The sequence below is a fragment of the Paenibacillus shenyangensis genome (assembly GCF_000346635.1).
In the GTDB taxonomy this organism is placed as follows: domain Bacteria; phylum Bacillota; class Bacilli; order Paenibacillales; family Paenibacillaceae; genus Saccharibacillus; species Saccharibacillus dauci.
The window spans coordinates 294,523-319,935 of the sequence record NZ_AOIG01000003.1; the positions used below are offsets into that span (position 1 = coordinate 294,523).

Below are 25,413 nucleotides of genomic sequence, written 5' to 3' on the forward strand. Positions count from 1 at the left end.
ATAAAGAGACGGAGGAACTATGCTATGAAAAAAATCGGATTTATCGGTCTGGGTACCATGGGTTTGCCAATGGCAGAAAACCTGATAAAAAAAGGCTTCGAACTGACGGTCTATAACCGTACCGCAGCCAAGGCGGAATCCCTTGTTCAGCAGGGTGCACGGCAGGTACATACGCCGCGCGAAGCTGCCGAAGGACAGGATATGGTGATCACCATTGTTAGCGATGATGCTTCCATTTATGAAGTGTATCAAGGTGAAAATGGTATTATTGCTGCCGTGCAGCAAGGATTGACGGTCATGGATTGCAGCACGGTCTCTCCGCCACTGGCTCTAGAAATCGCTGCCGATGTTCATGCACGCGGCGGCATCTATCTGGATGCGCCAGTAACCGGCAGCAAGCCTGCAGCGATCGATGGCACGCTGGTATTCATGGTAGGCGGCAATCCCGAAGCGATAGACACTCATCAGGACGTATTCGATACACTGGGACGACTCGTTATTCCAATGGGACCGAACGGAAGCGGCGCTACTGCCAAGCTCGCCCATAATACAATGGTCGGCATTCATACTGTAGCACTGGCTGAAGGATTCGCTATCGCCTCCAAAGGCGGCATCGACCCTTCCGCATTTCTGCAGTTGATCCGCAATGGTGCTGCCAACAGCCGCACGATTGAACTGAAAGGCCAGAAAATCATCGACGGCGACTATAGCAACCAGTTTTCTCTCGCATTGATGCTCAAGGATCTCAAGCTCGCCTCGGCACTTAATGACAAGAACGGTGTTCCTTCTCCCATGCTGAATCTGGCCAAAAGCCTGTTCCAGACGGGTCAGTCCAAAGGATACGGTGATGATGATCTATCCGTTATCGCCAGATGCTACGAAGAATGGATCGGTCAGACGATCAACGGCAAGTCTCTGTAATCTTGTTCATGCACGTTGTATATTCCTCCGGATTCGACCAGGCAGATAGATGCTGATCCGAAGATCGCTTTCTCTGCACAGCCCTCTGCTGGAATATACCGCGATGGCATGGCACAAATATACTTTACTATAAAGCCTGAAGACATCGACGCCAATGAGATACAGCATAGACGCTGTCACCTCTCATATGCCATTACAGCAGGCAGCACGAATCAAGCCACAGCAACCATTCAGCAGAATCATCAAGCAAACGCACATGCGTGCACTTTGTATGGTGACTCTGCTTTTTGTGTTGCTTGAATACCGATCTTCCTGCAGTCATCTTCAATAAAGTACTCCTCTGCAGCCCTTTGCTGTTGAGCTCAACGAATCAGGAGTACGAGCAGCAGTAATCGGTCACCGTTTTGATTTCCAGCTTGAATCTGGTATTGGCAGGTACTTCGAAGGTAGACTGTCCATCAATATGCAGCCATTCTTCTGAACCTGGCAGCTGAACCGACAGCTGACCGGACAGAATCTCCATCGTCTCATGCTGATCGGTTCCAAATTCATAGCTGCCCGGCATCATGATACCCAGCGTGACTTTACTGCCATCCGGCAGCAAAACTGTTCTGCTCGTCACCTTGCCTTCATAGTAAATATTGGCTTCCTTGATTACTGTAACCTGTTCAAATTGACTCATCCGCTTATACCGCTCCCCTATGATCAAATGGAAAATACCGGGTATCCCCGCCTTGCCACAAACGATGCTGCAATATGGATTAGAAAAAAGCGCAGAGTGGCGCTGGGCCACTTCTGCACCTTTTAAGGTTAAACGATATTAGGACAGCAGTCCTTTAACTTTTTGTACCACGTTATCTACAGTGAATCCGTATTCGGCCATTACGCGGTCGCCAGGAGCGGAAGCACCAAAGGTAGTGATACCCAGGATTGCGCCCTTGTCGCCAACATAACGTTCCCAACCGAATGTTTGAGCCATCTCGATAGCAAGACGAGCTTTAACATCTGGCAGGATAACAGAATCTCTGTAAGCTTGATCTTGTTTTTCGAACAGTTCCCAGCTTGGCATGCTGACAACGCGTACTTCGATGCCTTCAGCTGCTAGTGCTTCTTGAGCTTTAACAGCCAGCTGCACTTCGGAACCTGTTGCGATGATTTGTACTGCTGGTTGTCCGCCTTTAGCGTCGGATACAACGTAAGCACCTTTTTTGATGTTTTCGCGTACGCCTTCTACTGTACCAGGCAGGATTGGCAGGTTTTGACGAGTCAGTACCAGCGCAATTGGACCACCTTTATTTTCCATAGCATGAGCCCATGCAGCAGATGTCTCGTTACCATCCGCAGGACGGATTGTAGTCAGACCTGGAATGATGCGCAGGGAAGCCAGTTGTTCGATTGGTTCATGTGTAGGACCATCTTCACCAACAGCGATACTGTCGTGAGTCAGTACATATGTTACAGGCAGACCCATCAGGGCAGCAAGACGTACTGCCGGACGCAGGTAATCGGTAAATACGAAGAACGTACCGCCGAATACTTTGATACCGCCGTGCAGTGCAATACCGTTCATTGCGCCTGCCATTGCGAATTCACGTACACCAAAGTAGATGTTACGGCCATCGCGTGTTTCAGGTGTGAAGTTTTCCAGGCCTTTCAGGTGAGTCATTGTGGAGCTCTCCAGGTCAGCAGAACCGCCGGCCAGTTGAGGTACACCATTGATCAGACCGTTCAGAGCGTTACCGGAAGCAACACGTGTGGATACTGCTTTGTCTTCAGTGCCGTAGAATGGCAGTTCTTTGTCCCAGCCATCAGCCAGGTTACCGGAGAATGCCGATTCAAATTGTGCAGCCAGCTCAGGGTTTGCTTTTTTGTATTCAGCAAACATTTCGTCCCATGCTTTGTTGGCTTCAACGCCACGCTCTTTAACTTTTGCAAAGTATTCACGAACTTCATCCGGTACATAGAAATCTTCTTCGTATGTCCACTCGTAGAATTCTTTGGTCAGTTTGGCTTCTGCAGAACCCAGTGGAGAACCGTGTGTACCACCGTGGCCGCCGATACCCTGTTTGTTCGGGCTACCGTAACCGATCACTGTTTTCACTTCGATCAGTGTTGGACGGGAAGTATCGGATTTTGCTTCTTCCAGTGCTGCTGCGAGTGCAGTCAGATCGTTACCGTCTTCTACGCGCAGTACTTGCCAGCCGTAAGCTTTGAAACGGTCTTCTACGTTTTCGGAGAAGGACAGACCTGCTTTACCATCCAGCGTAATATCGTTGGAATCGTACATCATGATCAGTTTGCCCAGTTTCATGTGACCAGCCATGGAAGCTGCTTCACTTGCTACGCCTTCCATCATGTCGCCATCGCCACAGATTGCATAAGTGAAATGGTCGACTACGTTAGCGTTGCCTTTATTATAAGTTGCCGCCAGGTGGGATTCAGCCAGCGCCATACCTACTGCCATGGCTACACCTTGACCCAGAGGACCTGTTGTAGCGTCAACACCAGCAGTGTGACCATACTCAGGGTGACCTGGAGTTTTACTTCCCCATTGACGGAATTGTTTGATTTCATCCATTTCCAGACCGTAGCCGGACAGGTGCAGCAAGCTGTACAATAGCATAGAGCCATGACCTGCAGACAGTACAAAACGATCACGGTTTACCCATGTAGGGTTAGCCGGGTTGTGTGTCATTGTTTTAGCGAACAGCTGGTAGCCCATTGGTGCGGAGCCCATTGGCATACCTGGATGTCCAGAGTTTGCTTTTTCGATCGCATCGATCGAGAGTGTACGGATCGTGGAGATCGCAAGATTGTCCACGTTGGAGTTGCCGGATTGGCTAATGCTTTGTTCTTGCTCTTGTTTCTTGTCAGTCATGTTAATCCTCCTCATTCTTCTTGGTAAAGCGAGGTGCTCAGACCCTATTTCATCTGATACAAGTTCATCTATGCAATGGTCTCAAATGAAATGATTCTTGTTGAGTCTTTCAATTTGACTTATTAACCCTTCGTCCATTGTAACACTTGTCTCGGCAGTTTACCATATCGTTATTTCACTCCTTTGTATTTATACCCAATATCCTATCCACTAAAAGAGGAGGACGACATTTTGAAAAGATATATGCTGCAAGGGATTGTTGCAGGTCTTGTCAGCGGGATGGTGCTGGGATTTTTTTTGAAATGGATTCAGCAATTGACCGGTTCGGGGGTATATACGATGCTGCTGAATATTGATTTTGTTCCCGCACTGCCGGATCGTCTGCCTGAAGCGCTGGAATTCAGCCTGCATTTGGCTGTAGCCATTGTGCTCGGCTGCCTTTATAGAATATGGATAACCCGCTGGGCTCATCCATGGATCAGTGGGCTACTGATCGGTGCTGCTTCGTCCCTGTTATTTTTCCCGTTGGCATTGCTGTCTGACCGGGTACCGCCGGTGAATGATATGATCGCTTATATGTACTGGCTGGCCGGACATGTACTATATGGGATTGTACTGGGGATATTCGGTTATTGCTATCTGCGCCGTAGGTCGGCTGCAACATGATATTCATTGCCATCATATCCAACTACCGTAACATATCAATATTAACGGCGCGTTAAGAAAGCAGAACAAAAACTCCTTCTTTATGCAGGATACTCATGCCTTTTTACTCAGGCGATGATGCTCCAGCCAAGGAAGGAGTTTTTGATACACTAATGATTATTGAAAAAATACATTTCCCGCATAAATAAATCCTACTCCACTACGTTCCACAAATCTGAGTGTACCTACATATCCTTCTGCATCGCTATACGCATAGGTTGGTCCTTGATCGCTATTAAAACGTAATGTGACATACTTACTGCCTGGCTTAGATTGGTCAGTCATCGTAATGGCTGGCGAGTCAGCAGATACCGATACCGGTGATGAAGCAAATACAGAAGATGCTCCTGACATTAACGCTGCAGTAAGTACAGAAGCAGCAGCTATTTTAGCTATTTTCATTACAATTTCTCCTTTGGTTGCCTGTAGTGAAAAGCTCGCTTATTGCTTCATTTCTTGGCCGGTTTAACATAAGTATTCTTCCCATACTATAGTTCAAGCACGTATAACTTAATTAGAATATACATAACCGCCAAAGATATAACCGCTGCTATCCTGTGCAATGTAAGACAATGTGCCCGAGTAGCCCCCTTGGTTATAATAATAAGTCGGACCGGGGTTGGTTGATAAACGAACTGTCACATATTTACTGGCTGATGGAGTACTGACAGCTGGAGATGAAGAGACTGCTGCAGAAACTGGAGCAGCCAATCCAGAGACTCCTCCTGCCAATAAAGCCATGGACAATAGCGAACCTACAGCAATGTTAGTAATTTTCATTATATCCTCTCCTTTAATAATGATGATTACGCATACAATATACCATATTATTCCATAATAGTAAATTTAATGATTTGATTGTTTGTATCCTGGTATTTCTGTATATAACTACTTTGAGATAGAACCTGATTTCCAAAATAAAAAGCCACCCTCGACATAAGGATGGCTTCATCACTATTTATCTTCTGCATTGGCATATTTCGAAATAAATCACTGCTTCAGTTAAATACTACCGTCTTGTTCTGATGCACCAGAATACGATCTTCTGTATGCCACTGCACTGCACGTGCCAATACGACACGTTCAATTGTACGCCCTATACGTTTCAGTTCATTTACATTATCGCGATGGCTGACACGCTGCACATCCTGTTCAATAATCGGACCACCATCCAATTCTTCGGTTACATAGTGAGCCGTAGCACCGATAATTTTCACTCCACGATTGTATGCCTGGGCATACGGCTTGCCGCCGACAAAGGCTGGCAGGAACGAATGATGAATATTGATGATCCGGTTACGGTAATGCTCGATAAAGGTGGGCGAAATGATCTGCATATAACGGGCCAGTACAATCAGATCAATATCTGAACCAATGACTTCGAGTTGACGACGCTCGGCTTCCTGTTTGGTATCTGCTGTGACCGGGATATGATGGAATGGAATGCCAAAAGATTCCACATAGTTACGCATATCATTATGGTTACTGATCACCATGGCAATATCTGCGTCCAGATCGCCTGCCTGCCAGTGCCAGAGCAGCTCAACCAGACAATGATCTTCCTTGGATACGAAGATAGCCAGCTTCTTTTTGCGGCTGACTTCATTGATCACCCATTTCATCTGAAAACGTTCGGCAATCTCTTCGAAATCCTGCTTTACACCAGTCAGATTAACAGCCAGCTCCGGCAGATCAAATTCGATACGCATAAAGAACATGCCGCCGTCAGGGTCCATTGTATACTGATCAGACTGCACAATATTCGCTCCATGCTCGAATAGAAAACGCGATACCGCCGATACGATTCCCGGTCCATCCGGACAGGAGATCAGCATGCGTGCACGATTATCCTGCTGTTCGCGCACTGATTGATTTTGCTTTACATGTACTTCCATGTTATGGATTTCCTCCTTCTGAATAACAGCACAGGACTGTGATTTTTCTACAGAAAAACACATCCCGACTTTACAGCTTCCCCACGATAAAGTATCCCGCGGACCATAGCCTGTTTTTTTTAATTTTCGGATATTCCAAAATATCTTATATTACAATTTATGTGATCCAGGCTGGAAAGTAAACAAATTTATTCTGGTGCTATTTATTAAAGGGATCAACAGCATGCAGCGGAATTTATTTCATTAGTAATGATGCTGTGACAAGGTTGTATGTAAAATCCATTCATAGGGTATTCTGGATAGAAAATAAGGTTTCATCAAGAAAAGTAGCTGTCTGAATATATTACTGCATAACGCAAATAACCCCTGGGAAACAAATGATTCCAACCTCATTTTGTTTCCCAGGGAGTTAATTATTGGTTTTGATTCTTTTGATTTTGACTTATTGTATACCGGATTTGTATCCTGCATATACTTTTGTTCTGAATTTCAGCTTTTATTATGACTCTTCATTCCGACCTGCTGCTTTAGGACTCTGTAAAATAGGTTCTGCCAAATAGTGATTTACAGAACCTGCTTACCTGCCAGAAAAGCGATCAGTCGCAGATTAATCTGCTCTTCGCTCATTTCTCCAAACAGTCCATTTGCTGTAATCAGATCGTACATGCGCTCCAATGGCTCACGTGGATCGGCTTTGCGGGCTTTTGCATCGTTTTTGAGTACAGCCCAGGTATCCAATACATAAGAGCGTGCTTCAATATTCTGACCCTCGAAGAAATGATGCATCTTCTCTACATCTTCTACAAATCCGCTGCCAAAACGTCCGGACAAATCACCGCGCAGCAGTGCAATTTCTACTTCATACATAGGACGCTGCTTTTTGGCATCTTTACCGATCCAGGGAGTTTCCAGGATAAATGGACGACCCTGCAGCTGCTCATGATTGACCAGACGATTCAGAGCTTCAAAACCGATCCAGCCGGAACCGATAGGTGTATGGCGGTCTTTACCTGCGCCCACCGGGTTTTTGCTGTCATTGACATGGACAACCGTGATACGATCCAGACCAACAATACGGTCGAAATCTTCCAGTACACCATCCAGATTATTAATCAGATCGTATCCTGCATCATGGGTGTGACAGGTATCAAAACATACTTTGAGTCTCTCGTTATGCGGTACCAGCTCTATGATTTTGGCGATTTCCTCAAAGCTGCGGCCCATTTCGGTTCCTTTGCCTGCCATGGTCTCCAGCGCAATATTCACATCGGTTTCTTTTACCCCTGCCAGCACTTCTTCCAGACCGGCAGCGATACGCTTGATTCCATACTCGGCATCCATATCCGTAAATGCTCCCGGATGCAGCACAATATTGCGTACGCCGATTTCATGGGTACGATTAATCTCTTCCTGCAAAAAGTTCACAGCCAGCTCATACGTATGTTCTTTGTAAGAGCCCAAATTGATAATGTATGGAGCATGCACGACGATCTCTTCTACTCCGTTGGCTGCCATTTTGGCTTTGCCTTCTTCGATAAACATCGTATCCATTGGTTTGCGGCGCGTATTTTGCGGTGCACCGGTATATATCATAAATGAGCTTGATCCATATTCAGCCGCTTCATTAGCTGCGCTCAGCAGTCCCTTGCTGGAAAATGATACATGGGAACCTATTTTCAACACGATAAATTTCCCCCTTAAATATGCCTGTTCTTCGCGAATCCAACCTATTTTAACGTGAATGGATAAATTAATCTAGAATGATGCGATGAATACTTGATTAAGATACGCAATGCTCCTAGAGGAAATGTGCAGAAAATGTAGAAAGACTTGTTGAAAAGCAAGTTTAAATTACGCTGGATTTATTTTAGCAGAGCACAGTGACGGATAATGGTTAATAATGAGTAGAATTTATTTTTGTCCTAATCCTATCGTGACTGTTTACTGAATCGGTATGTATTTTAGACGAAAGCAGATGTACGAATAACAGGTATTACAGGATGTATTTAAGAACAGAGGGTATGACAACAACGGATTGACTGACTACCCCTGTATTTCTTAATCCATATAAATAGTAAATCATTTTACCGAGGAGGCTCATTTATGAATATTGTCGTATGTGGTGGTACCGGATTTGTAGGAAGTCATCTTGTGCCTTTTTGGCAGCAGCAGGGGCATCAGATTACCATTGTCACACGCAAAATTACCAAAGACAAAAAAACGGATCCAGCAATCAAATACATTACCTGGGAAGATATGGAGCAGAATCCCAAGCAGCTGGAAGGTGTAGATGCCATCGTTAATCTGGCAGGCGAATCGCTCAATCAACGCTGGAGTACCAAGACCAAGCTGGAGCTGGTGGAATCGCGTATGCGTACGGTTAATATTGTATCCAAAACACTGGAACAGCTGGAGCGCAAACCGGAAGTCGTTGTGCAGGCCAGTGCCATGGCTGTATATGGTACTTCCCAGGAAGAGACATTTGACGAAAGCAGTGAACGGAGAACGATGAACTTCCCTTCCAGCCTGGCGGAACAATGGGAAGCTGTAGCCGATAGTATCAAGGATGTACGCTTGATCAAGCTACGGGTCAGTCTGGTATTTGGCAAAGACGCGGGTGTATACCCTCTGATGACGCTGCCGTATCGTATGTATGCAGGTGGCAAGATCGGCTCCGGTAAGCAGTGGGTATCCTGGATTCATATCGATGACATGGTGAGACTGATCGACTTCTGTGTGATGAACAAAGAAGTCAATGGACCGGTCAATGCTTCTTGTCCAGGACCGGTACGTTATGCCGAACTTGGTACTGCACTAAGTAAAGTACTGCATCGTCCACATTGGTTCCATGTACCATCTCTGCTGATTAAGCCGGTTCTGGGTGAATTGTCAGTCGTTCTGCTGCAGGGACAGCGTGTCATTCCCCAGAAAGCGCTGGATCACGGTTTTACTTATAAATTCCCGACTATCGAATCAGCAATTGCCGATCTGGAAGGAAAGAAAAGCTCGGAACCTTCACATGCCTGACTATCCGACGCCTTTATTAAGATGCAGATAGAGTTCTGAGTTCTGAGTTCTGAGTTCTGAGTTCTGAGTTCTGAGTTTGCAAATGTACGGATAAATAACAATTAAGAAACACTAAGCTGTCTTATTCATCGAATGACCTAAAAGCCGCCAATTCAGTATCTATATACTGGATTAGCGGCTTTTATTTATTTGCTATAAGCTTCATATGAATAACTATTATCTATTATTTGTTCTATTTTTATTTGTTCTATTTTGCTTATTTGCTGTTTTATTTACTCGGCTATTTGATTTCATCTATCTACTTCATTATTTTATTTCTGGATATACATGTTGTACTTATAGGCTACTTGAGTTATGCCGATGGATGCTTCTTAATTTGTACAGGTTATCTGTTTTGATTCGGTAACTATCCTGAATACGTAATAAGTCGAAATATAATATTTTCCGCTATTGTACTGCTCGGCAGCTAAGTTAGCCGAAGTGTAAATACTGCTCTTGCTATTGTAAATGAATCTCCATCCTGCATAGGGTACGATTTGTAAGGTACCAGCGGCTCGTTGCCCAACAGCGTACCATTGCGCGAGCTCAGATCTTTGATCAGAATCTGCTGATCACTGATCTCCATTTCTACATGGTTGCGCGAAGTACCTACAGATTTTTCATAATAATCTACACCCTCTTCTGCACGCCCAATCACAAAATTGCCTGGCGTCAAACGAATCGGCTCTGTATGCATTCCATCCAGCTCTCTGCGTTCCAGATAACCCTGGAACACTTTGGATTGACTATGCGAAGACATAACAGAAGATTCATCCAAGAGGACGGTTGCCATATGGGAAGACAGTAATCCAGTGTCTGGAATCGACTCACTGAATCCGGGTGGCATCTGATGAGCAGCCTGGGAAGATGAATAATGCTGCTGAATAGGGTCAATATTTCTACTATTGTTATCACTTTTCATTCCATGAGGAGGCATCGACGTATGGTCATAATACTGTCCTGTCTGTCCGGATGATTCTCTACCGAAAATAGCAGCGATATTCTGATCCCGTTGGTTAACAGGATCGACTCCATATCCAGCCCCTCCCGAAACAGCCATTGCCAGACCACCTGCAGCGGCCGGTTCAGAATTCCAGCGCCAGCTTTCACTGCCATATTCTTCGTCATCTTGCTTGGACTTATTAAATACAGGTAGCTTGAGTTTGTTGGCTCCGGATAGCCTTCCTTTGATTAGCATATAAATCAAGATACCGACTGCCAGGGTAATAGCTGTACAACCGTATAGCATCATATCATTGCCATGCTCCAGATAACCAAATCTCCAGACCATGGCAACCAGAAGTGCGCCACCTGCCAGAAGATAGGTACGTTGAGCGGAAGAAAGCGGCTTTGCTGCTGATTCTTCCGCGTCGGCAGTGACATTTGCAGGCGACCCAGCTGTTTGTGAACGCGTTCGATTTCCTGGCGCTGCAAATAATGCAGATGGATCGGCTGATACCCCTGACTGATTCCCGTTTCTGCCTGATGATGGCAAAGCGGCTGCAAAGGCTGGATTGACTGTCCGATTATCAGGACTTACTGCTGCAGGAGCGGGATTGCCTCGTTGTTTTCTCAGGTGTTGAAGAACCGGATGTGCTGCGCCGGAATTAACAGCATTCGTGTTCTGCATTCGGTTATTTGCTTGTACATGCTGCCCAGCTTCTCTAACTGCATGACTACTTGCAGTATTTACACGCCCGGGCGGTGCTGGTATTCCTGAAGAGTACGTATTGCTCGACTGAGGATACCCTGCATTGTCGCTATTGTAGCCTTCAGTATATGATTCTGTTCCCGGATGCTGCTGGTAATCTCCGAGGAGTTCCATCAGCAGCAATTTCAGTTCCTGCAAATTAAAGTTATCATTCTGGCAGTATTTGAGAATACGCTGAACCTTATTACCTGTCAGCTCCGATACATAGGCCATCCAGCGTGAAGCCAATCTGCTCAGAATCAATTGTACGGGTTCATCCGTAAGCATTTCTAGAGATGGCACATAGGTCAGATACAAACCGCCCGCCTGAAGCGTACCATCTACAAACATGTACTGTTCATCCAGCAGATAGTTAGGCAGGGACAGCATATATTGACTGCTTTCCTCCAGTGTAGATACGATCTGCAGCAGTAGACCGAGATATTCGGCAATGCCCATCGGTTCACTTTGCAGACAGTGGCGCAGCATTTTTTTGCCGCTAATATCGTAGCGAAGTACAGCCTTCATATTAACTTCGTGCAGATGAAGCTGCAGTATTCCGCGAATACGTGAGGATAACATCATTCCGGTCTGGGTTTTGCTCAGATCACTTTGCTGAAATCCCTGTTCACGATCAACCGTCATATAGGTCTTGCCATCCTGAATAAAATCCTGTGTTAATGTTTCCATGGTTTCTTTCACCTCTACTCTTTAGACATCCAGACTCAAATATACCAATAACAAAAAATCACACTGGGCAGTACAGCTGCCATAAACGGAAATGTAAGATACTGCTTCTGCTCTTCCCGGGTAGCACGCAGCGGCTGCTTCCACAGCAAAGCTCCTGTGACCTTCCACAGTACCCTGCGCATGCGTACGATCGTCTCACGTCGCCATAGCATAATAATCAGACCAATCACACCTGCGAAAATAACCGAATACATCAATATCTGGGCTGTCATGCTGATTCCAAACCACGCACCAATTCCACCAAACAGCTTCACATCACCAGCTCCGACAGCCCGAAAAGCATACAACAGCAGCATAATTCCAAATCCAAGCGCAAAGCCTTTGCCTGCAAATAAAAGACCTTCCCAGTGCTCTGATGCCAGATGATACGCCAGACCGCTGATAATGAACAATATATTGAGAAAATTAGGGATTTTGCGCGCACGGATATCCGTCCAAAATGCCCATAATACAAAAATACCGCCACCAATAAACACGCTTTCCATACTTCTGTAATCCCCTTTGCTATCCTGTCTTCATCCTTCGATCTCAAGAATCTGCAATAACCGGCCTGCCATCATAGGGTGCAATCTGGAAGGTTCCCCGGATTTTCTGCCCATCTGCTGTCGTTAACACATAGGTTGCCCAGCCAGCTGTAGCACTCGATGGAATTTTCCAGGTCCAGTCGATATTTCCTTCTGCATCAGCAACAGCCTGCCCCAACCCTTTTGCTGTGCTTTCTCCACTTTTGTAACGGATCTCCAGGCTGACCATGGAACTCGGAGGTGCTGTAGCTTTGATGGAAATCATCGATTCAGGATGTGCTGGCTGTGGAACCGAGACTACTTTTACTCCGGTCTGTTCCGCTGTCTCCTTCTGGACAGCTTCTCCAAACTCTCCGGTATCTCCAATCCACAGACGCTCTGTCGATCGTGATTGCAGTACGATAGGTTTGAAAATGAGCGGTACCCGGAAAGGAAGCTCATATTCAATCTCAATCCCAAAATAAGGATTTGTTTTGCTGGACAAATCAGGTACGGTTACTTCTGTAATATGAATCCGGTTGTAATCAATTCGATTATCGGAAGCAATTTGCTGAATAAGCGGCTTGATCGCTGCATCGAGTACAGCGGCAGCAGCTTGGTTTTTTAGCTGTTCAATCTTGGCGTCTCCACCGCTGGCAGCCTCCATCATCCACTCATTGATTGGCGATGGAAAGGCTCCTTCATATTGTGAAGCAAGTTCGCTTAGGCTCAGCTTGGGCATGACAGAACTTTCTCCCATGGCTTCTGAAGCTTTTTGTACAGGATACATATGGGTTGCCACGTATCTTGCCGTATCCGAAGTGACATTATTCAGAGCAGTAGATACCAGCGTCATTTGAACCAGATATACAAGAAAGACTGCAACAAACAGGAAAATGGGTAATACCATCGCCGCTTCCAGTACGATACTGCCGCGCTCTTCCCTTTTAAGATTGGAGGGAAAAGGAATAATCCGAAACATGTCCCTATCCCTATATGTTTGATTCTGTTTATGATGATTGTGACTTTGGATTTCGTTCGATCGATGGTATGGCTGACTGGAATGCTGTGCTACAAATCGGGATTGACGATCCAATATACCTATCGGCTGCAACGCAATTTCTTTCTGTTTAGTATCCGTAGTCTGCCTGTTTGTCTGCATAATACACACCCTGTTCCACGGAGCTGTCCGCCTGTCCTGTTTTCAGCATCTTCATGACTCCCGGCAAGAACCAGATTCTCATTCCTGTTCGCACATGAGCTGATGCATACGTATTTCGCTCGGCCGGATTGATTTTGGTTCCAAACCGGATCAGTGCAAGCATACGTGACATTTTCTTTTCATTATTGGTCTGAAGCAAAAACAATCTCAAATAATCACGGTATTCAAAAGGCACTTTCATATAAGCGGATAAATCGGTATGTCCTTTGGTAAACAAATCGATCATATCCTTGATCGCCATCTCTACTCCGTAAGCCACTCCTGCTGCCAATACAGCGAGCGGATGTCCAAGTTTGGCGCTTTTCACCAGTCCTTCTGCGGTACGGATTGCCAGACGTACTCCAAAAATTTCACTGTAGGCTGCTGTAAGATTGGCTGTCACATCGTCAAATCCATAAATAATATATTCAACCTGCTGATGTTCTACAGCAAACTCCTGGACCAGTTTAGAGACATCAACTTCTGCAAGAGCATCTGCCGCCTGATTACCGTCTCCATTTTGGAAACTCTCCGCCATATTGCGGAAAAAGGTAATATCAAATGGCTCAAAATAATGAATGGCATATTCATTCTGGAAAAATTCATTGCGTCCGTTCATGAGTGATTCGGATACTCCGCCGAAAATAATATCCATCGCATCCATTGATTTTTGACTTTCGTCGTATGGGTCTTTATCCAGCTTGACCTTCGATTGCTCACCGCCAACGCTGCTGTTGAAATTCAGACTATCCTCGTAGTAGCCATTTACTTCACTGAAATCCTGGGCTACTACATCAGCTGCAGCTCCCATACCGGCAATTCCGCCCAGCATCAGTTCTGCTTTTTTCATATCCTTTTCAGCTTTAGCTTCATCTTTGGAAATGCTGTCTGTACCTGCGCGTGCAGCAGCCAGTTCTTTTTCGATTTTGCCGATCGTTCCATCGGGTGTACTACCTGAATAGTTATCCAGATAGGTCTGCAGCAGGCGTGCTGTACGGATCGTACTGCTTTTGAGAGAAGACGCATTGCCTGATGTAAGTGTGATCTGCCGATTCGCTTCAGTCATCAGACTTTTTACAGACTGGGATATCGTGGTGTAATCATCCTGCTGAGATTTTACAGAGCTTTCCATCCGGTTTAGCAGATCCTGTGAAAGAACCAGCTGATCCAGATTTTTGCGCAGCTCTGCCAGCTGTTTCTCTGCACCAGCATCACCTTTGACTGTACTGCCGGGAATTTTGGCACCACTGACTTTGTCATAAGAAGCATTGGCCGAACGATTTTTCTCTTGCTGGATAATATCAGCGATTTGCTGGTTATATCCCCTTATATCAGACATCAGCTTTATACCTTCGTCATATGTATGTGTATGAGTTTCCAGCAGCTTTTCTAATTTGGAAGGTATTTTCTGTAGCAGGGAAGAAGAACGGCTTTTGTATGCAGCGATCTTGGCTGTATTAATCCGCGGTTTATCTTTCTTTTTCCTTTTTTTGTCTTCAGAGATCAGATCGGTATAATTTTTGAACTGCGCCGCGATCTGGGCGATGGACGAGATAGAGCCCACACTTTTGTCTGCAATCGAGCTTCCTGCAGGATACATAATCATTTTGGCCAGTTCTTTCACTTCATCAGCTGTCTTCTTTTGCAAAGCAATCAGTTTATCAATCGCCTTTTCCCTGGCTTCATACGGTTTACGGACTTTGTTAAGTACCGATACCGTCTGGGTTGTCTCTTTCATAATGCCTGACATGGTACGCATTTTCTCTACAATCTCAATCGTAAAATCGATAGGAGCCTTGTACTTCATCTCCTCCTGAATCTGTTGATTAAATGTATCGTACTTGCCAAGCGGGCGACTGAGCTGAATAGAGGTCTGATCTGCCTGAAGCGGAATCAGATGAAAACTATCCTTTTGATCGGTATAGTTAAAATTCTCTGTCAGCGCCGTATCCAGCAGCTGTGTAGCGTCCGATTCACCAAAAGCAAACAACCCATAATCTTTCTGAAATTCGGGTTCATAAGCAGACATTACCGAACGGACTACTGCATGAGTTAAACGCTCGGACTGTACTTCCATTGCCGCAATTCGGGAATAATCTATAAATACGGCAGTGAACATGAATACGCCGGCCAGTACCACGATCATAAAAATAGTAACTGCACCGCGCGTATCACTTGCTTTGCGTCTTATCGTTCCAAGCCAGCTACGAATACGCTGCTTTGTTAATCGTGTTCTCAATTGGATTCACACTCCTGATTCATTCCGGCAGATCGCTAAGGGTTCTGCCCACCAAACATCTTCAATATGCTTCCTGCCTGATCCAGATTGAAGGCTCCTCCATACTTGCCCGATATTTTGGCACCATAGTAACGAAGCAATTCTACATTGCGGATAAATTCAACAGGCTCGACTACTACTGCTCCTGCGCTCACCTCCGCCTGCAGAGGATGACCAAGCTCCCGCTCCAGTGCTCCAAAAGATACAGGTCTGGAAAGTGTTGTTTTTATTCTTCGTATCATCAATTGGTTGTTATATGTTATATTTCCACTCATTTCACCTGGAACCCAGGAGGCAGCGGCAGATAATTTATCCGTAGGCAGTGATCCGCCGCTGCCTCCTGGAATGGAAACCTCAGCTGAACTTGCAGCTCCTGCCCAACCAAATAATTTACTCAGCATATCATCCTGGGTAAGACGCCAGTACAATCCATCATTCTCTTCCTGTGCAAAAGCGCCAGTTACAGGCTCCTTATGGCTGTTATCCCAGGAGTAGGACGCACGTTCGGACGTTTTGGATGCTGCTTGCTTAAGCATGGTATTCTGGTATTGATACATGCAGAAAAACAGGATCAGCAGCGTAGTAAACAGAATAATGGGAAACACGAGGGAAGCTTCAATCGTGAAGCTTCCTTTTGTGTTTTTCCAGAGACGTTGAATATGCAGCTTACTTCTTGAACTCTTCACTTTTTTGTCCCATATATTCCAGCATGCCTTTGACTACTTCAGTGATTTTAGTTTTAAAAGCAAGAGCGATAATCAGAATAACTGCGATAATCAATACCATTTCCAGCGTACCTACTCCGTCTTCTTCCTTCCAGAAACTTTGGATTCCATTCCAGGATTGCTTAAGTATGTTTGTCATTTTATTTCCTCCTACATATTCATCATCATAAATGCCGGTGTGCCAACGAGTATCATTACAATCACAAAAATCATTACCATCGGAAATACCATTTTGGACGAAGCCTGTTCTCCGCGCATACGGCTGACCGCTTTACGCTTATCCCAGAGCGTACGGGACAGATCCCGCAACGCGAGCCCAAACTCTCCGCCACCGCGACGGAAGTTCAGCAGTACAGTCGTCGTAAAAACAGATACTTCCTGAACACCACAGCGTTTGCTGAATGTCTCCAATGACTGCTGAAACGAATAACCATTTTCCAGCTCATTCAGCATTTGAAAGAGCTCTTTGTACAATGGATGATTAGCCGCGTTTTCCTGTTTGCGCTGAACGCAGCGGACAATCGCCCGCTGGACGGTCTCTCCTGCTCCAACGAGCAAAATAATCTTGTTCAGCAGTTCAGGAAGCTCCAGCAGAATATCCTGCTCCCGCTCCTGTACTTTTTTCTGCAGATCCCGAAATAAGGCAACAGGAAGCACCACCGCCAGCATCGCTCCCAGTGCGAGCCATGTCGCACTTCCTCCATTGACAGCTGCCAGCACAAAGCCCAGTGTCAGCAGCAACCAGATATACCCGGCCATTTCCGCAATATACAGCAGTGACCGCTCTCCGCTCATATGGACCCCAAATCCTTTTTGAACAGAGCTTTGAATCCGATAAAATACCCCTGAGAAACGCGCTACAAATCTGACTTTCTCAATAAATACCAACATTGCCGGCAGCAACGGGCGCAGCTTAATTACTTCAAACGGCAGTTCAGCCAGCTGCTTGTGACGTTCTTCTGCACCCTGATGCAGCACCACCCACCCAACCGCTAGCAGAGCCGCCAACAGCCCTTCCAGCCATACCCAGATCAGTTTCATTCACCTCCTCTCAGCTAATAGTCGCTTAGCCGCTCGTTACACCTTGATATTCATGAATTTGCGAATAATCCAAAAGCAAAACCCCAGCGCTGCGAGGCATAAGGTAGATACGACAATACCCAGCGGATTACCGTACATCGGCTTCATAAAATCACCAGCCGCAAAATTCAGGAAGATCAAAAAGATAAAAGGTGTACCTATAAGCGCATTAGACTCAAATTTTTTCTGCGAGATCATTACCGTAATATCCTGCTGAATATCGAGCTTTTCCCCGATGACAGAGGACGTTTTACGTACAACTTCGACCAGATCACCGCCTGTGCGTTTACATGTAATAAATACATCCGCAAAGTTGGTAATGTCTTCATTCGCTGCACGATTACTGAAATCCTGAAGCGCCTCTTCAATCGGCTGACCGTAATCCATCCGGGTTGTAATGATATGCAGCTCACGAATCATATCGTTATCGCCGTCCGGATATAACATGCGCAAATCCTGCGCCGCTTCCCGAAACCCATTTTCAACCGAACGTCCGGCAGCCAGTGATGAAGACAGTGAATACAGTGCCTGCTTGAAATGAGAACTAAGTGCACTGCGCCGTCTTTCCAGTAGATGTCTGCGCAGCAGTCTGGGCGTGAACCATGCTGCCGATGCCAGCACCAATCCTATCAGCCAGTTATGATAAAACAGATAACCTATCAGCAGAAAAATAATTCCGCAGACCAGCATACAACCGAACCGCTGCACGATGGTCAGCTCATATACGGTGTAATCGGTCAGTATACTTCCTTGTGTATCCTGCTGCATGTCTGCCGCTGATGTCTGCTTGCTAGCGCCTGATTTTGCAGTCAAATTATCGGCATCATTCTGTCCGCCTCTTGATCGACTTTTAAAATGAAGCATCTTGTTGTTTGCCTCCTATCAAGCTCTGGCGCTATATTCCGGATTACTGATCGCAGCCAGTCTGCGCCATTCCTCAATACCGGCAGCCCGCAGCTTGTCCGTATGGATCAGCAGATTACCGGTAGGCGCCAGATTGCCTATGATTTTGCCTTCCTTTTCCCCTTGTTCTTCAAATATGAACAGCGGATTAAGTACTACTTCCCCATCGATCATGCCGCGTACTTCGGATATTTCTGTAATCCGGCGCGAGCGATCCCGTAGCCGGGAGAGGTGAACGAAAATATCAATTGCCGAGCTAATCTGCTGGCGGACAACCTGAATCGGTAATTCCGCTCCGCTAAGCACCATCGTCTCCAGACGGCTGAGCATATCCCGTGCACTGTTCGCGTGCCCCGTGGACAAGCTACCATCATGGCCAGTATTCATAGCCTGCAGCATATCCAGTGCTTCCGCTCCCCTGACTTCACCGACAATAACCCGATTGGGCCGCATCCGCAGTGAAGAACGGATCAGGTCGCGGATGCTAATCTCGCCTTTGCCTTCGGTATTCGCATTCCTTGTTTCCATAGAGACCAGATTAGGAACCGTACGGATCTGAAGCTCCGCCGAATCTTCAATCGTAATCACACGCTCTTCTGGCGGTATGTATTGGGACAAAGCATTCAAAAAAGTCGTTTTACCGGAACCCGTTCCTCCGCTGATAAAAATATTAAATTTGCTTCGTACCAACGTCTGCAGCAGATGGGAAGCCACAGGTGCAAGAGCTCCCATTTGTACCAGATCATCCATGGTCATCGGGTTTTCGGGGAATTTACGAATCGTCATCGTCGGTCCCTTGAGTGCTACAGGTGGAAGCACCACATTGACACGTGAACCATCCTTGAGACGTGCATCCACGATCGGTGACGATTCATTCACGACCCGGTTAACGCCGGACACAATCGTCTGGATAATATCTTCCAACCGCTCGCGGGATTCAAATACCTTTTCACTCTGAATAACCTGACCGTTACGCTCGATAAAGATATCTTTATGACTGTTGATCATAATCTCCGTTACACTTTTGTCGTCAACCAGCGGCTGCAGAATATCCAGACCGCGAAAAGAGTCAAACACTTGCCGGACCAATTTGCGACGTTCACCGGCCGTCAGGTTCGGATAACGATTGTTATCCAATACTTTCTGTTCAATACGGCGCAGCAATTCATTGTCATCGATGGTAAAGGTTACATCCAGAGCAGACCGGACTTCATCTCGCAAAATGATAAATAAATCTTCGTTCACATTCCCACCCCGTCTGCAGCATAAGCCTGATCATGAGACATCCGGCATAATTTCAAAATATCACGTTGAAAAATCGGCGAGCACCAGAGCAGCTCGCTGCTGGCCACCTGCTTCCATGAAGGAACATACGGAAGCGTACCTTCCAGCTCTATGCCCGTTATCGGCAGCGGATTGAGCAAACTCCCGTTAAAGCGATTCATCACAAAAGAAATTCGGGAGCCGATTTGTTCATACCAATCCGGTTCATGAGCCTGCCAGTAGGACGTCCACATGCCCGTTTTGTGCATACACAGCAGATCATCCGTAAGCAACCAGACAATTCGGTCACTTGCCTGCAGCGCAGCTTTTATACGCTCCTGCCAGCCGGATTCTCCATCGATAATGATATGATCATATTCTCTGCTGCCTGCAATATAGGCAATCAGGGACAACGTCTCCTGCTCTGTCATCTGCAGCAGCTCGTTAAAATTCTCGGGTGGTTCAAATGTATCGGCCTTGATCTCTTCTGCGTATACTGCGTAATGAGAAGGTGGATGTACTGGCAACTCTTTCTGCTCTGCCGCCGCTTGCAGGTCATAGAGGAGGCGGGATAACCCATTTTCCTCCATCTGTTTGCGTTCCAGCCGTAACAATCTTGTACTATTGGCCGCCTCCAGATTCAGGTAAAATACCGATTGCCCTTTTAATCCCAGCTGTTTGGCCATATTCATCGCAGTGACAGACTTACCACTACCCGGCGCTGCCGAGTAGACTGAAGTGATTACGGTATATTGCCCTTCCTTCAGTGTCACACCCGGCGCTGACCGTCCTGTCATACTGCATAGCTGCTCCATCAAGGTATGCAGTGGCTGATATTTCGCAAGGGTGATGCCTTCCGAATGATAATCGGCTTCTTCACTCAGCCTTGCCCAACGTGCGGTCTTAATATTGTCACTGTGCAGCCAGCGCTTTAGAAAAGTCTCTTCTGCCGCTACCAATCCGCGATGCTCTTCGCTATCCATGTAGGTCATGAACATATCCACATCGGAAAAAGCTCTGATTCGCACTTTTGCCGCATATTCACTTTCCCGGACATACCTTAGCAACAGCTCAATGTACTGGCTGTCCTCCACACATAGTACGATCTGTACCGGAGCCATTGTCTTTCCCCCTTTTCCCAGGCAACAAAAAAAGCACCGTTTAAATAACGCACATGGGGTGCGTTACTTAAACGGTGCTTCCGTTGCAAGAACTAAATTTAACGATAGAATATCATATATTTTATAGGTCTGCAATACTATATAAATAAAAATATACCATGTATAAAGAATTACTCTATTTCATTCCTGTATCTATAAGCCTATATTTCCGCTGCATATTCAACTCATATATTACATTAGCGTCACATTTGTTGCTGTTGCTGCAAAATCGGTTAAAGATTCAAAGAGCATAATATATCAAAGAAAAGGTGGAATGATCATGGATTTGAATCCAAAAAAACACTCCAGATGGGCGACACTCCTGCTGGCAGGAATGGTTAGCCTGTCTTTGTCTGCGCCTGCATCAGCTGCCGAGAAAGTACAGCCGCTGAGTAATCCTTCATGGACATCGCCTTCGCTGTTCACAGACAAGATGGATAACGCGCTCGCTGTACGTGCGACAGAGGTACATGCTGTACCTGCCAAGAAGCTCGCTTACGTACATACCCAGCAGGATATTCCTAATACTACAGGCAAGACAGAGAACAGCTGGTATCTGGATACCCTACAGGCTTATAGCACTGTAACCGGCAAATCGCAATGGAGCTATGTACTGCATGAATCCGACGGTCCTTATACGCTTGCTACACAAATGGCGTATACGAGCTATGGAACTGTATATATGTATGCCGACTATTCGGATGGCACTCATAAGCTGCATTCCATTCATCCATCCGGCAAAGCCAACTGGGTCAAGGATCTTCCGGATGCCAGTTCCATTTCCCTGCTCAAAGATGGATCCCTGCTGGTAGCTTCAAAAGGGAAAGTCAATAATCAGGGAATTATCCGTTCCACACTCAGCCGCTATGACAATAACGGTAAATTGCTTAATCAACAGGCGATCCAAGGGTCTGTACTCAAAGCAGATGGCAACCGCATTATCGTAGCAGCCAGCAAATTGACCAAAAACCAGAACGGCTGGCAGGCGGTTCCAAATCCACGCATCGATGTCTACGGACTGGCATTGAAGCGCCTGTATAATTATCAATTCCCGTCCAATGTTAACGTATATGGCGATGGTAGCGATTCAATGTTTGTACTAAAAAATGGTACTGTACTGATTCGCACCAATATCGATCAAGTTGGCAACAAATTGTTTGCTTTTGATCCGAAGGGCAAGCTGTTGTGGGGACGTCAAATCTCGGGTGGCTCTATTACCCAATCTACAGGCACAGGTTATGTTACTTATGAGAATGGTAATGTAAAACTGTTTACTGTGGCTTCCGGTAAATCAGCATCTTCCATAAACCTGGAAGGCGATGCAGCTGACTACACCTGGGTCAAGCCAACCAGTGACGGCAATCTGATGATTAATATGGATGATCGTACTTATATCCTGTATCCATCCAATCTGGCAGTGATACATGTATTTGATACCACCAAGCTGGGCTCTCCTATAGATTACATCGCTCATACCATTTATTCGGTTAACGAAGATACACTAACCAAATACCCTTTAAAATAATATAAAGGTATCACGATTTGTATAAGCTTTTTTCCTCTATTCCTATTAATAAAAATAAAAACCTGCGAAGTCGTATACTGACTCTGCAGGTTTTATTTTTGCCTGTCATTTATTATTTAGTTAAAATGCTTATTTCCGTTTGAAGTCCAAACTATATACCATAGTAGTTCCGTCCAGCTTTACTCAATAAACCGCTCCCGGATCTCCGGTGTTGGCAGCATACATTGATCGGACTTGCCAAACCAGCGGTACCGATTACGCGCAATCAGATTATATACGCTATTACGCAGCATCTTCGGTACGACGATAAAAGCATACAACAGCGGCCAAGCATAACGCAGACGACGGGCAATACGCAGTGCAGCTGTAGAACGGGTATAGAATTGCCCTTTTTCAATCAGTACGAATGTATCCATTGTATCCGTACGCAGGCCACCTTTTTGCATCAGCTTCTGACCTACTTCCGATTGAATGGAAGCAAAGTGAAAGATTCCTTTCGGATCACGTTTGATAATGAACTTGGTAGCGCCCTGACAGAAATGACAAACACCATCTACCAGTACTATCGGATGTTCTCCCTGCAATAATTCTTCGATCTGAGCATCGGTTAATTCGGTCGGTTCTCCCGGACGGGATACCGGAGCATGTGCGGTTACCATATTATTCACTCTCCTTTTCGTTGATCGTTCAGTTATCTCTATTCTTATCTTTACCCCATATTGCCCTAAAGATAGCAAAAAAGCGCGAGAAGTTACTCCCCGCGCTCTGCATTATAAAAGTGTACGTTGTTCTTAGTTGGCCAAAGCTTCGTCAATCAGCTGACGATCTTTGATCTGCTGATCAATTTCACCAGCAAATGCATTAAAGCAGTTGCAGATAAAATCTTTACGGCATATCGGACATGGCTTGGTTAACAAGCGGTTAATATTGGTCATTTTCCATTCTGGAAAACGATTGTAGAACATACGACATTCTGTTCCATCTGCCAGTGTTGCTGTAAATTCGTACAAGCCTTCTTTTTCGTTAATACCGGCTTTTCTTAATGCCGTAATCGTCGGTCTATATGCCATTATCATCACCCGTTATCCTTTAAATTTCGTAGCGAATTACAAATCACCTATGACATCTTAAAGAATTTTGAGGTGTGTGTCAACTCCAATCGCCTGCGGGTTGGCTAAAATGGAGTCAAACAGCCTTTATTTCGCCAGGATAAGGTTCTAAATATGTCATTTCAAGGTGTCTGCGGCATCAGAATTGCAGAATGCTGCCATATTATCCTGTAAAGTAAAGAAGCATCTTCTAACGCCTGCTTATGTACATTTTACCCTTCTTCTCTATTTTTAATCGGTATTTATTCAATTTGTCCTTTTTGCAGCGACCGGATAGGTAAGGCTTCCCTGTAGCAAAAAAGGCAGACCCTATAAACGGATCTGCCTTTTCTTATTCCTATAATATGCTTGTCCCACGGATACAGCGGTTATTTATTGCATCATCTACAAAGATTATCCAGCAAAAGCCGTTAATCTTGCAGCATGACATCGCTTGTTCCCTGTACAAGATTTTTTACGATTTAGACAATATTCAGTTCTACATCAATATTGCCGCGTGTTGCTTTGGAATACGGACAGAATTCATGCGCCTGTTTGGCAATATCCAGTGCTTCTTCTTTGGAAAGGCCTGGAATGCTTACATCCAGACGGACGGATAACTTGAATCCATCATCTGAAGGATCTTTATCAATCATAACATTACTGGTAACTACAGTATCTGTTACGTTTACTTTCGCTTTGCGTGCTACATTAGCAAGGGCGCTCTGGTAACAGGCTCCATAACCTGCTGCAAACATTTCTTCCGGATTCGTCCCATTTCCACCGCCACCACCAAGCTCTTTGGGCATGACCAGACTAACATCTAGTGCACCTGTACTTGATTCGACCTTACCTTGACGTCCACCATGAACTTTTGCAGTTGCTGTATAAAGTGCCATTATTATTCAGCTCCTTGTCTAATTTTGTTTTGAACCAACACTATATTTGTAAAGCACTATCCCGAAAATGAAACTTAATTTCGACAAATTGTTTTTATAGCAAAAATTGACTATACTCAATTAATTTTTTAAAATTAAATTGTTACCCCATCCTGAAAGGAGCGTTATACGAATGAGTATTTATTCTTACACTGCTGTCTCTATGCGCGGCGAAGAAGTTCCTTTGGAGCAATACAAAGGCAAAACGCTGTTGATTGTGAATACCGCCAGTAAATGCGGACTAACGCCACAGTTCACTGGTCTGCAAGAGCTATATAATAAATTCAAAGATCAAAATTTTGAGATTCTCGGCTTCCCCAGCAATCAATTTGCTAATCAAGACCCTGGCAGTGACGAGGAAATCTCGGAATTCTGTCAGCTCAACTATGGCGTGACCTTCCCAATGTTCCAGAAGATCGATGTCAATGGAGCTTCAGCGCATCCTCTTTTCCAATACTTGAGCGAACAGGCACCAGGCATACTTGGTTCCAAAGCGATCAAATGGAACTTTACCAAATTCCTGATTGATGCTGACGGCAATCCGATCAAACGTTACGCGCCCAAAACAACGCCTGATAAAATAGAAGCAGATATCCAGAAACAGCTTCACTGATTAGTTGATTACCTTATTTCGATCTACTACACTTATTTATCTTATTCCGGAAGAATCCTGGTTATATTAATATACACAAAAAAACGCTGTCAGCGATAAGCCAACAGCGTTTTTCTGATTATCTAATAAATCATAGAGGAACGATTGAGGTGAAGTTACCGTAACTTCATCGTTCACTTGTTAAGATTTCCTGAGCTTAATCTTGCTTAATGCGGTCGAGAGGACTCGAAC

The 25,413-nt window shown here is 45.4% G+C and carries 24 protein-coding genes; 5 read left to right on the plus strand and 19 right to left on the minus strand.

Annotation, left to right across the window (positions count from 1 at the left end; genetic code table 11):
• The first annotated feature begins 24 nt into the window (after positions 1-24).
• The gene (locus tag H065_RS0102770; RefSeq protein WP_017811486.1) at positions 25-921 is read left to right on the plus strand and encodes an NAD(P)-dependent oxidoreductase; all 897 of its coding nucleotides are present in this window, start codon (positions 25-27) and stop codon (positions 919-921) included.
• 370 nt (positions 922-1,291) lie between these two features.
• Here the strand turns inward: H065_RS0102770 and ppnP are convergent, their stop codons facing one another.
• Both ppnP and tkt read right to left on the minus strand, forming a co-directional pair.
• Positions 1,292-1,603: a pyrimidine/purine nucleoside phosphorylase gene (gene ppnP, locus H065_RS0102775; protein WP_017811487.1), complete on the minus strand. Its 312-nt coding sequence runs from the start codon at positions 1,601-1,603 to the stop codon at positions 1,292-1,294.
• A gap of 138 nt (positions 1,604-1,741) precedes the next feature.
• Positions 1,742-3,799: a transketolase gene (gene tkt, locus H065_RS0102780; RefSeq protein WP_017811488.1), complete on the minus strand. Its 2,058-nt coding sequence runs from the start codon at positions 3,797-3,799 to the stop codon at positions 1,742-1,744.
• Between the two features lie 231 nt (positions 3,800-4,030).
• Here tkt and H065_RS0102785 point away from each other — a divergent pair, with 231 nt between their 5' ends.
• Positions 4,031-4,465 carry a hypothetical protein gene (locus H065_RS0102785; RefSeq protein ID WP_017811489.1) on the plus strand — a complete coding sequence of 145 codons (435 nt, stop codon included), beginning with the start codon at positions 4,031-4,033 and terminating at the stop codon, positions 4,463-4,465.
• Between the two features lie 156 nt (positions 4,466-4,621).
• Here H065_RS0102785 and H065_RS0102790 read toward each other — a convergent pair whose 3' ends face one another.
• The 4 genes from H065_RS0102790 to H065_RS0102805 form a co-directional block, all read right to left on the minus strand.
• Positions 4,622-4,906, minus strand: a complete 285-nt coding sequence (locus tag H065_RS0102790) for a hypothetical protein (protein ID WP_017811490.1) — start codon at positions 4,904-4,906, stop codon at positions 4,622-4,624.
• 108 nt (positions 4,907-5,014) lie between these two features.
• Complete coding sequence (locus H065_RS0102795; protein ID WP_017811491.1) at positions 5,015-5,284, minus strand: hypothetical protein; 270 nt, start codon at positions 5,282-5,284, stop codon at positions 5,015-5,017.
• A gap of 218 nt (positions 5,285-5,502) precedes the next feature.
• Entirely contained in the window at positions 5,503-6,399 is an 897-nt protein-coding gene (gene purU / locus H065_RS0102800; RefSeq protein WP_017811492.1) for a formyltetrahydrofolate deformylase, read from the minus strand.
• Positions 6,400-6,963: 564 nt separating this feature from the next.
• Positions 6,964-8,082: a deoxyribonuclease IV gene (locus H065_RS0102805; RefSeq protein ID WP_017811493.1), complete on the minus strand. Its 1,119-nt coding sequence runs from the start codon at positions 8,080-8,082 to the stop codon at positions 6,964-6,966.
• 420 nt (positions 8,083-8,502) lie between these two features.
• Between H065_RS0102805 and H065_RS0102810 the strand changes: the two genes are divergently transcribed.
• Positions 8,503-9,426 carry a TIGR01777 family oxidoreductase gene (locus tag H065_RS0102810; RefSeq protein ID WP_017811494.1) on the plus strand — a complete coding sequence of 308 codons (924 nt, stop codon included), beginning with the start codon at positions 8,503-8,505 and terminating at the stop codon, positions 9,424-9,426.
• Between the two features lie 466 nt (positions 9,427-9,892).
• Here the strand turns inward: H065_RS0102810 and H065_RS0102815 are convergent, their stop codons facing one another.
• The 10 genes from H065_RS0102815 to H065_RS0102860 all read right to left on the minus strand — a co-directional run bounded on the left by H065_RS0102815 (position 9,893) and on the right by H065_RS0102860 (position 20,979).
• Positions 9,893-11,845 carry a DUF6382 and FHA domain-containing protein gene (locus H065_RS0102815; RefSeq protein WP_017811495.1) on the minus strand — a complete coding sequence of 651 codons (1,953 nt, stop codon included), beginning with the start codon at positions 11,843-11,845 and terminating at the stop codon, positions 9,893-9,895.
• Between the two features lie 35 nt (positions 11,846-11,880).
• Complete coding sequence (locus H065_RS0102820) at positions 11,881-12,390, minus strand: A24 family peptidase (RefSeq protein ID WP_017811496.1); 510 nt, start codon at positions 12,388-12,390, stop codon at positions 11,881-11,883.
• 43 nt (positions 12,391-12,433) lie between these two features.
• A complete protein-coding gene (locus tag H065_RS0102825; protein WP_026136003.1) occupies positions 12,434-13,390 on the minus strand; it encodes a TadE/TadG family type IV pilus assembly protein in 957 nt (318 codons plus the stop codon).
• Between the two features lie 148 nt (positions 13,391-13,538).
• A complete protein-coding gene (locus tag H065_RS0102830) occupies positions 13,539-15,848 on the minus strand; it encodes a TadE/TadG family type IV pilus assembly protein (protein WP_017811498.1) in 2,310 nt (769 codons plus the stop codon).
• A 35-nt stretch (positions 15,849-15,883) separates the two neighbouring features.
• Positions 15,884-16,573: a TadE/TadG family type IV pilus assembly protein gene (locus tag H065_RS0102835; RefSeq protein ID WP_238557864.1), complete on the minus strand. Its 690-nt coding sequence runs from the start codon at positions 16,571-16,573 to the stop codon at positions 15,884-15,886.
• Positions 16,554-16,751 (minus strand): Flp1 family type IVb pilin, encoded by a 198-nt coding sequence (locus H065_RS0102840; RefSeq protein WP_017811500.1) that lies wholly within the window; start codon positions 16,749-16,751, stop codon positions 16,554-16,556. The genes H065_RS0102835 and H065_RS0102840 overlap by 20 nt, the downstream gene beginning before the upstream one ends.
• 11 nt (positions 16,752-16,762) lie before the next feature.
• A complete protein-coding gene (locus tag H065_RS0102845; protein WP_017811501.1) occupies positions 16,763-17,653 on the minus strand; it encodes a type II secretion system F family protein in 891 nt (296 codons plus the stop codon).
• Between the two features lie 36 nt (positions 17,654-17,689).
• Complete coding sequence (locus H065_RS0102850) at positions 17,690-18,556, minus strand: type II secretion system F family protein (RefSeq protein WP_017811502.1); 867 nt, start codon at positions 18,554-18,556, stop codon at positions 17,690-17,692.
• An 18-nt stretch (positions 18,557-18,574) separates the two neighbouring features.
• Complete coding sequence (locus H065_RS0102855) at positions 18,575-19,840, minus strand: TadA family conjugal transfer-associated ATPase (protein WP_017811503.1); 1,266 nt, start codon at positions 19,838-19,840, stop codon at positions 18,575-18,577.
• Positions 19,837-20,979 carry a CpaE/TadZ family protein gene (locus H065_RS0102860; protein ID WP_017811504.1) on the minus strand — a complete coding sequence of 381 codons (1,143 nt, stop codon included), beginning with the start codon at positions 20,977-20,979 and terminating at the stop codon, positions 19,837-19,839. The genes H065_RS0102855 and H065_RS0102860 overlap by 4 nt, the downstream gene beginning before the upstream one ends.
• A 319-nt stretch (positions 20,980-21,298) precedes the next feature.
• On the opposite strand from H065_RS0102860, the gene H065_RS0102865 reads away from it, so the two are divergent.
• The gene (locus tag H065_RS0102865; protein WP_017811505.1) at positions 21,299-22,543 is read left to right on the plus strand and encodes a PQQ-binding-like beta-propeller repeat protein; all 1,245 of its coding nucleotides are present in this window, start codon (positions 21,299-21,301) and stop codon (positions 22,541-22,543) included.
• A gap of 179 nt (positions 22,544-22,722) precedes the next feature.
• Here the strand turns inward: H065_RS0102865 and H065_RS0102870 are convergent, their stop codons facing one another.
• From H065_RS0102870 to H065_RS0102880, 3 genes are all read right to left on the minus strand, one after another.
• Positions 22,723-23,202 carry a thiol-disulfide oxidoreductase DCC family protein gene (locus tag H065_RS0102870; protein ID WP_017811506.1) on the minus strand — a complete coding sequence of 160 codons (480 nt, stop codon included), beginning with the start codon at positions 23,200-23,202 and terminating at the stop codon, positions 22,723-22,725.
• A gap of 132 nt (positions 23,203-23,334) precedes the next feature.
• A complete protein-coding gene (locus H065_RS0102875; RefSeq protein WP_026136008.1) occupies positions 23,335-23,613 on the minus strand; it encodes a hypothetical protein in 279 nt (92 codons plus the stop codon).
• Positions 23,614-24,113: 500 nt separating this feature from the next.
• On the minus strand, positions 24,114-24,533 hold the full coding sequence (locus tag H065_RS0102880; RefSeq protein WP_026136009.1) for an organic hydroperoxide resistance protein: 420 nt from the start codon (positions 24,531-24,533) through the stop codon (positions 24,114-24,116).
• A gap of 169 nt (positions 24,534-24,702) precedes the next feature.
• On the opposite strand from H065_RS0102880, the gene H065_RS0102885 reads away from it, so the two are divergent.
• Complete coding sequence (locus H065_RS0102885; RefSeq protein WP_017811509.1) at positions 24,703-25,182, plus strand: glutathione peroxidase; 480 nt, start codon at positions 24,703-24,705, stop codon at positions 25,180-25,182.
• Positions 25,183-25,413 lie beyond the last annotated feature (231 nt).

Bases quoted from the DNA above. Each gene is read 5' to 3' on its own strand.
- H065_RS0102770 (WP_017811486.1), top strand. From the start codon at position 25: ATGAAAAAAATCGGATTTATCGGTCTGGGTACCATGGGTTTGCCAATG.
- ppnP (WP_017811487.1), bottom strand. From the start codon at position 1,603: ATGAGTCAATTTGAACAGGTTACAGTAATCAAGGAAGCCAATATTTAC.
- tkt (WP_017811488.1), bottom strand. From the start codon at position 3,799: ATGACTGACAAGAAACAAGAGCAAGAACAAAGCATTAGCCAATCCGGC.
- H065_RS0102790 (WP_017811490.1), bottom strand. From the start codon at position 4,906: ATGAAAATAGCTAAAATAGCTGCTGCTTCTGTACTTACTGCAGCGTTA.
- H065_RS0102795 (WP_017811491.1), bottom strand. From the start codon at position 5,284: ATGAAAATTACTAACATTGCTGTAGGTTCGCTATTGTCCATGGCTTTA.
- purU (WP_017811492.1), bottom strand. From the start codon at position 6,399: ATGGAAGTACATGTAAAGCAAAATCAATCAGTGCGCGAACAGCAGGAT.
- H065_RS0102810 (WP_017811494.1), top strand. From the start codon at position 8,503: ATGAATATTGTCGTATGTGGTGGTACCGGATTTGTAGGAAGTCATCTT.
- H065_RS0102815 (WP_017811495.1), bottom strand. From the start codon at position 11,845: ATGGAAACATTAACACAGGATTTTATTCAGGATGGCAAGACCTATATG.
- H065_RS0102820 (WP_017811496.1), bottom strand. From the start codon at position 12,390: ATGGAAAGCGTGTTTATTGGTGGCGGTATTTTTGTATTATGGGCATTT.
- H065_RS0102825 (WP_026136003.1), bottom strand. From the start codon at position 13,390: ATGTTTCGGATTATTCCTTTTCCCTCCAATCTTAAAAGGGAAGAGCGC.
- H065_RS0102840 (WP_017811500.1), bottom strand. From the start codon at position 16,751: ATGACAAACATACTTAAGCAATCCTGGAATGGAATCCAAAGTTTCTGG.
- H065_RS0102845 (WP_017811501.1), bottom strand. From the start codon at position 17,653: ATGAAACTGATCTGGGTATGGCTGGAAGGGCTGTTGGCGGCTCTGCTA.
- H065_RS0102850 (WP_017811502.1), bottom strand. From the start codon at position 18,556: ATGCTTCATTTTAAAAGTCGATCAAGAGGCGGACAGAATGATGCCGAT.
- H065_RS0102860 (WP_017811504.1), bottom strand. From the start codon at position 20,979: ATGGCTCCGGTACAGATCGTACTATGTGTGGAGGACAGCCAGTACATT.
- H065_RS0102865 (WP_017811505.1), top strand. From the start codon at position 21,299: ATGGATTTGAATCCAAAAAAACACTCCAGATGGGCGACACTCCTGCTG.
- H065_RS0102870 (WP_017811506.1), bottom strand. From the start codon at position 23,202: ATGGTAACCGCACATGCTCCGGTATCCCGTCCGGGAGAACCGACCGAA.
- H065_RS0102875 (WP_026136008.1), bottom strand. From the start codon at position 23,613: ATGGCATATAGACCGACGATTACGGCATTAAGAAAAGCCGGTATTAAC.
- H065_RS0102885 (WP_017811509.1), top strand. From the start codon at position 24,703: ATGAGTATTTATTCTTACACTGCTGTCTCTATGCGCGGCGAAGAAGTT.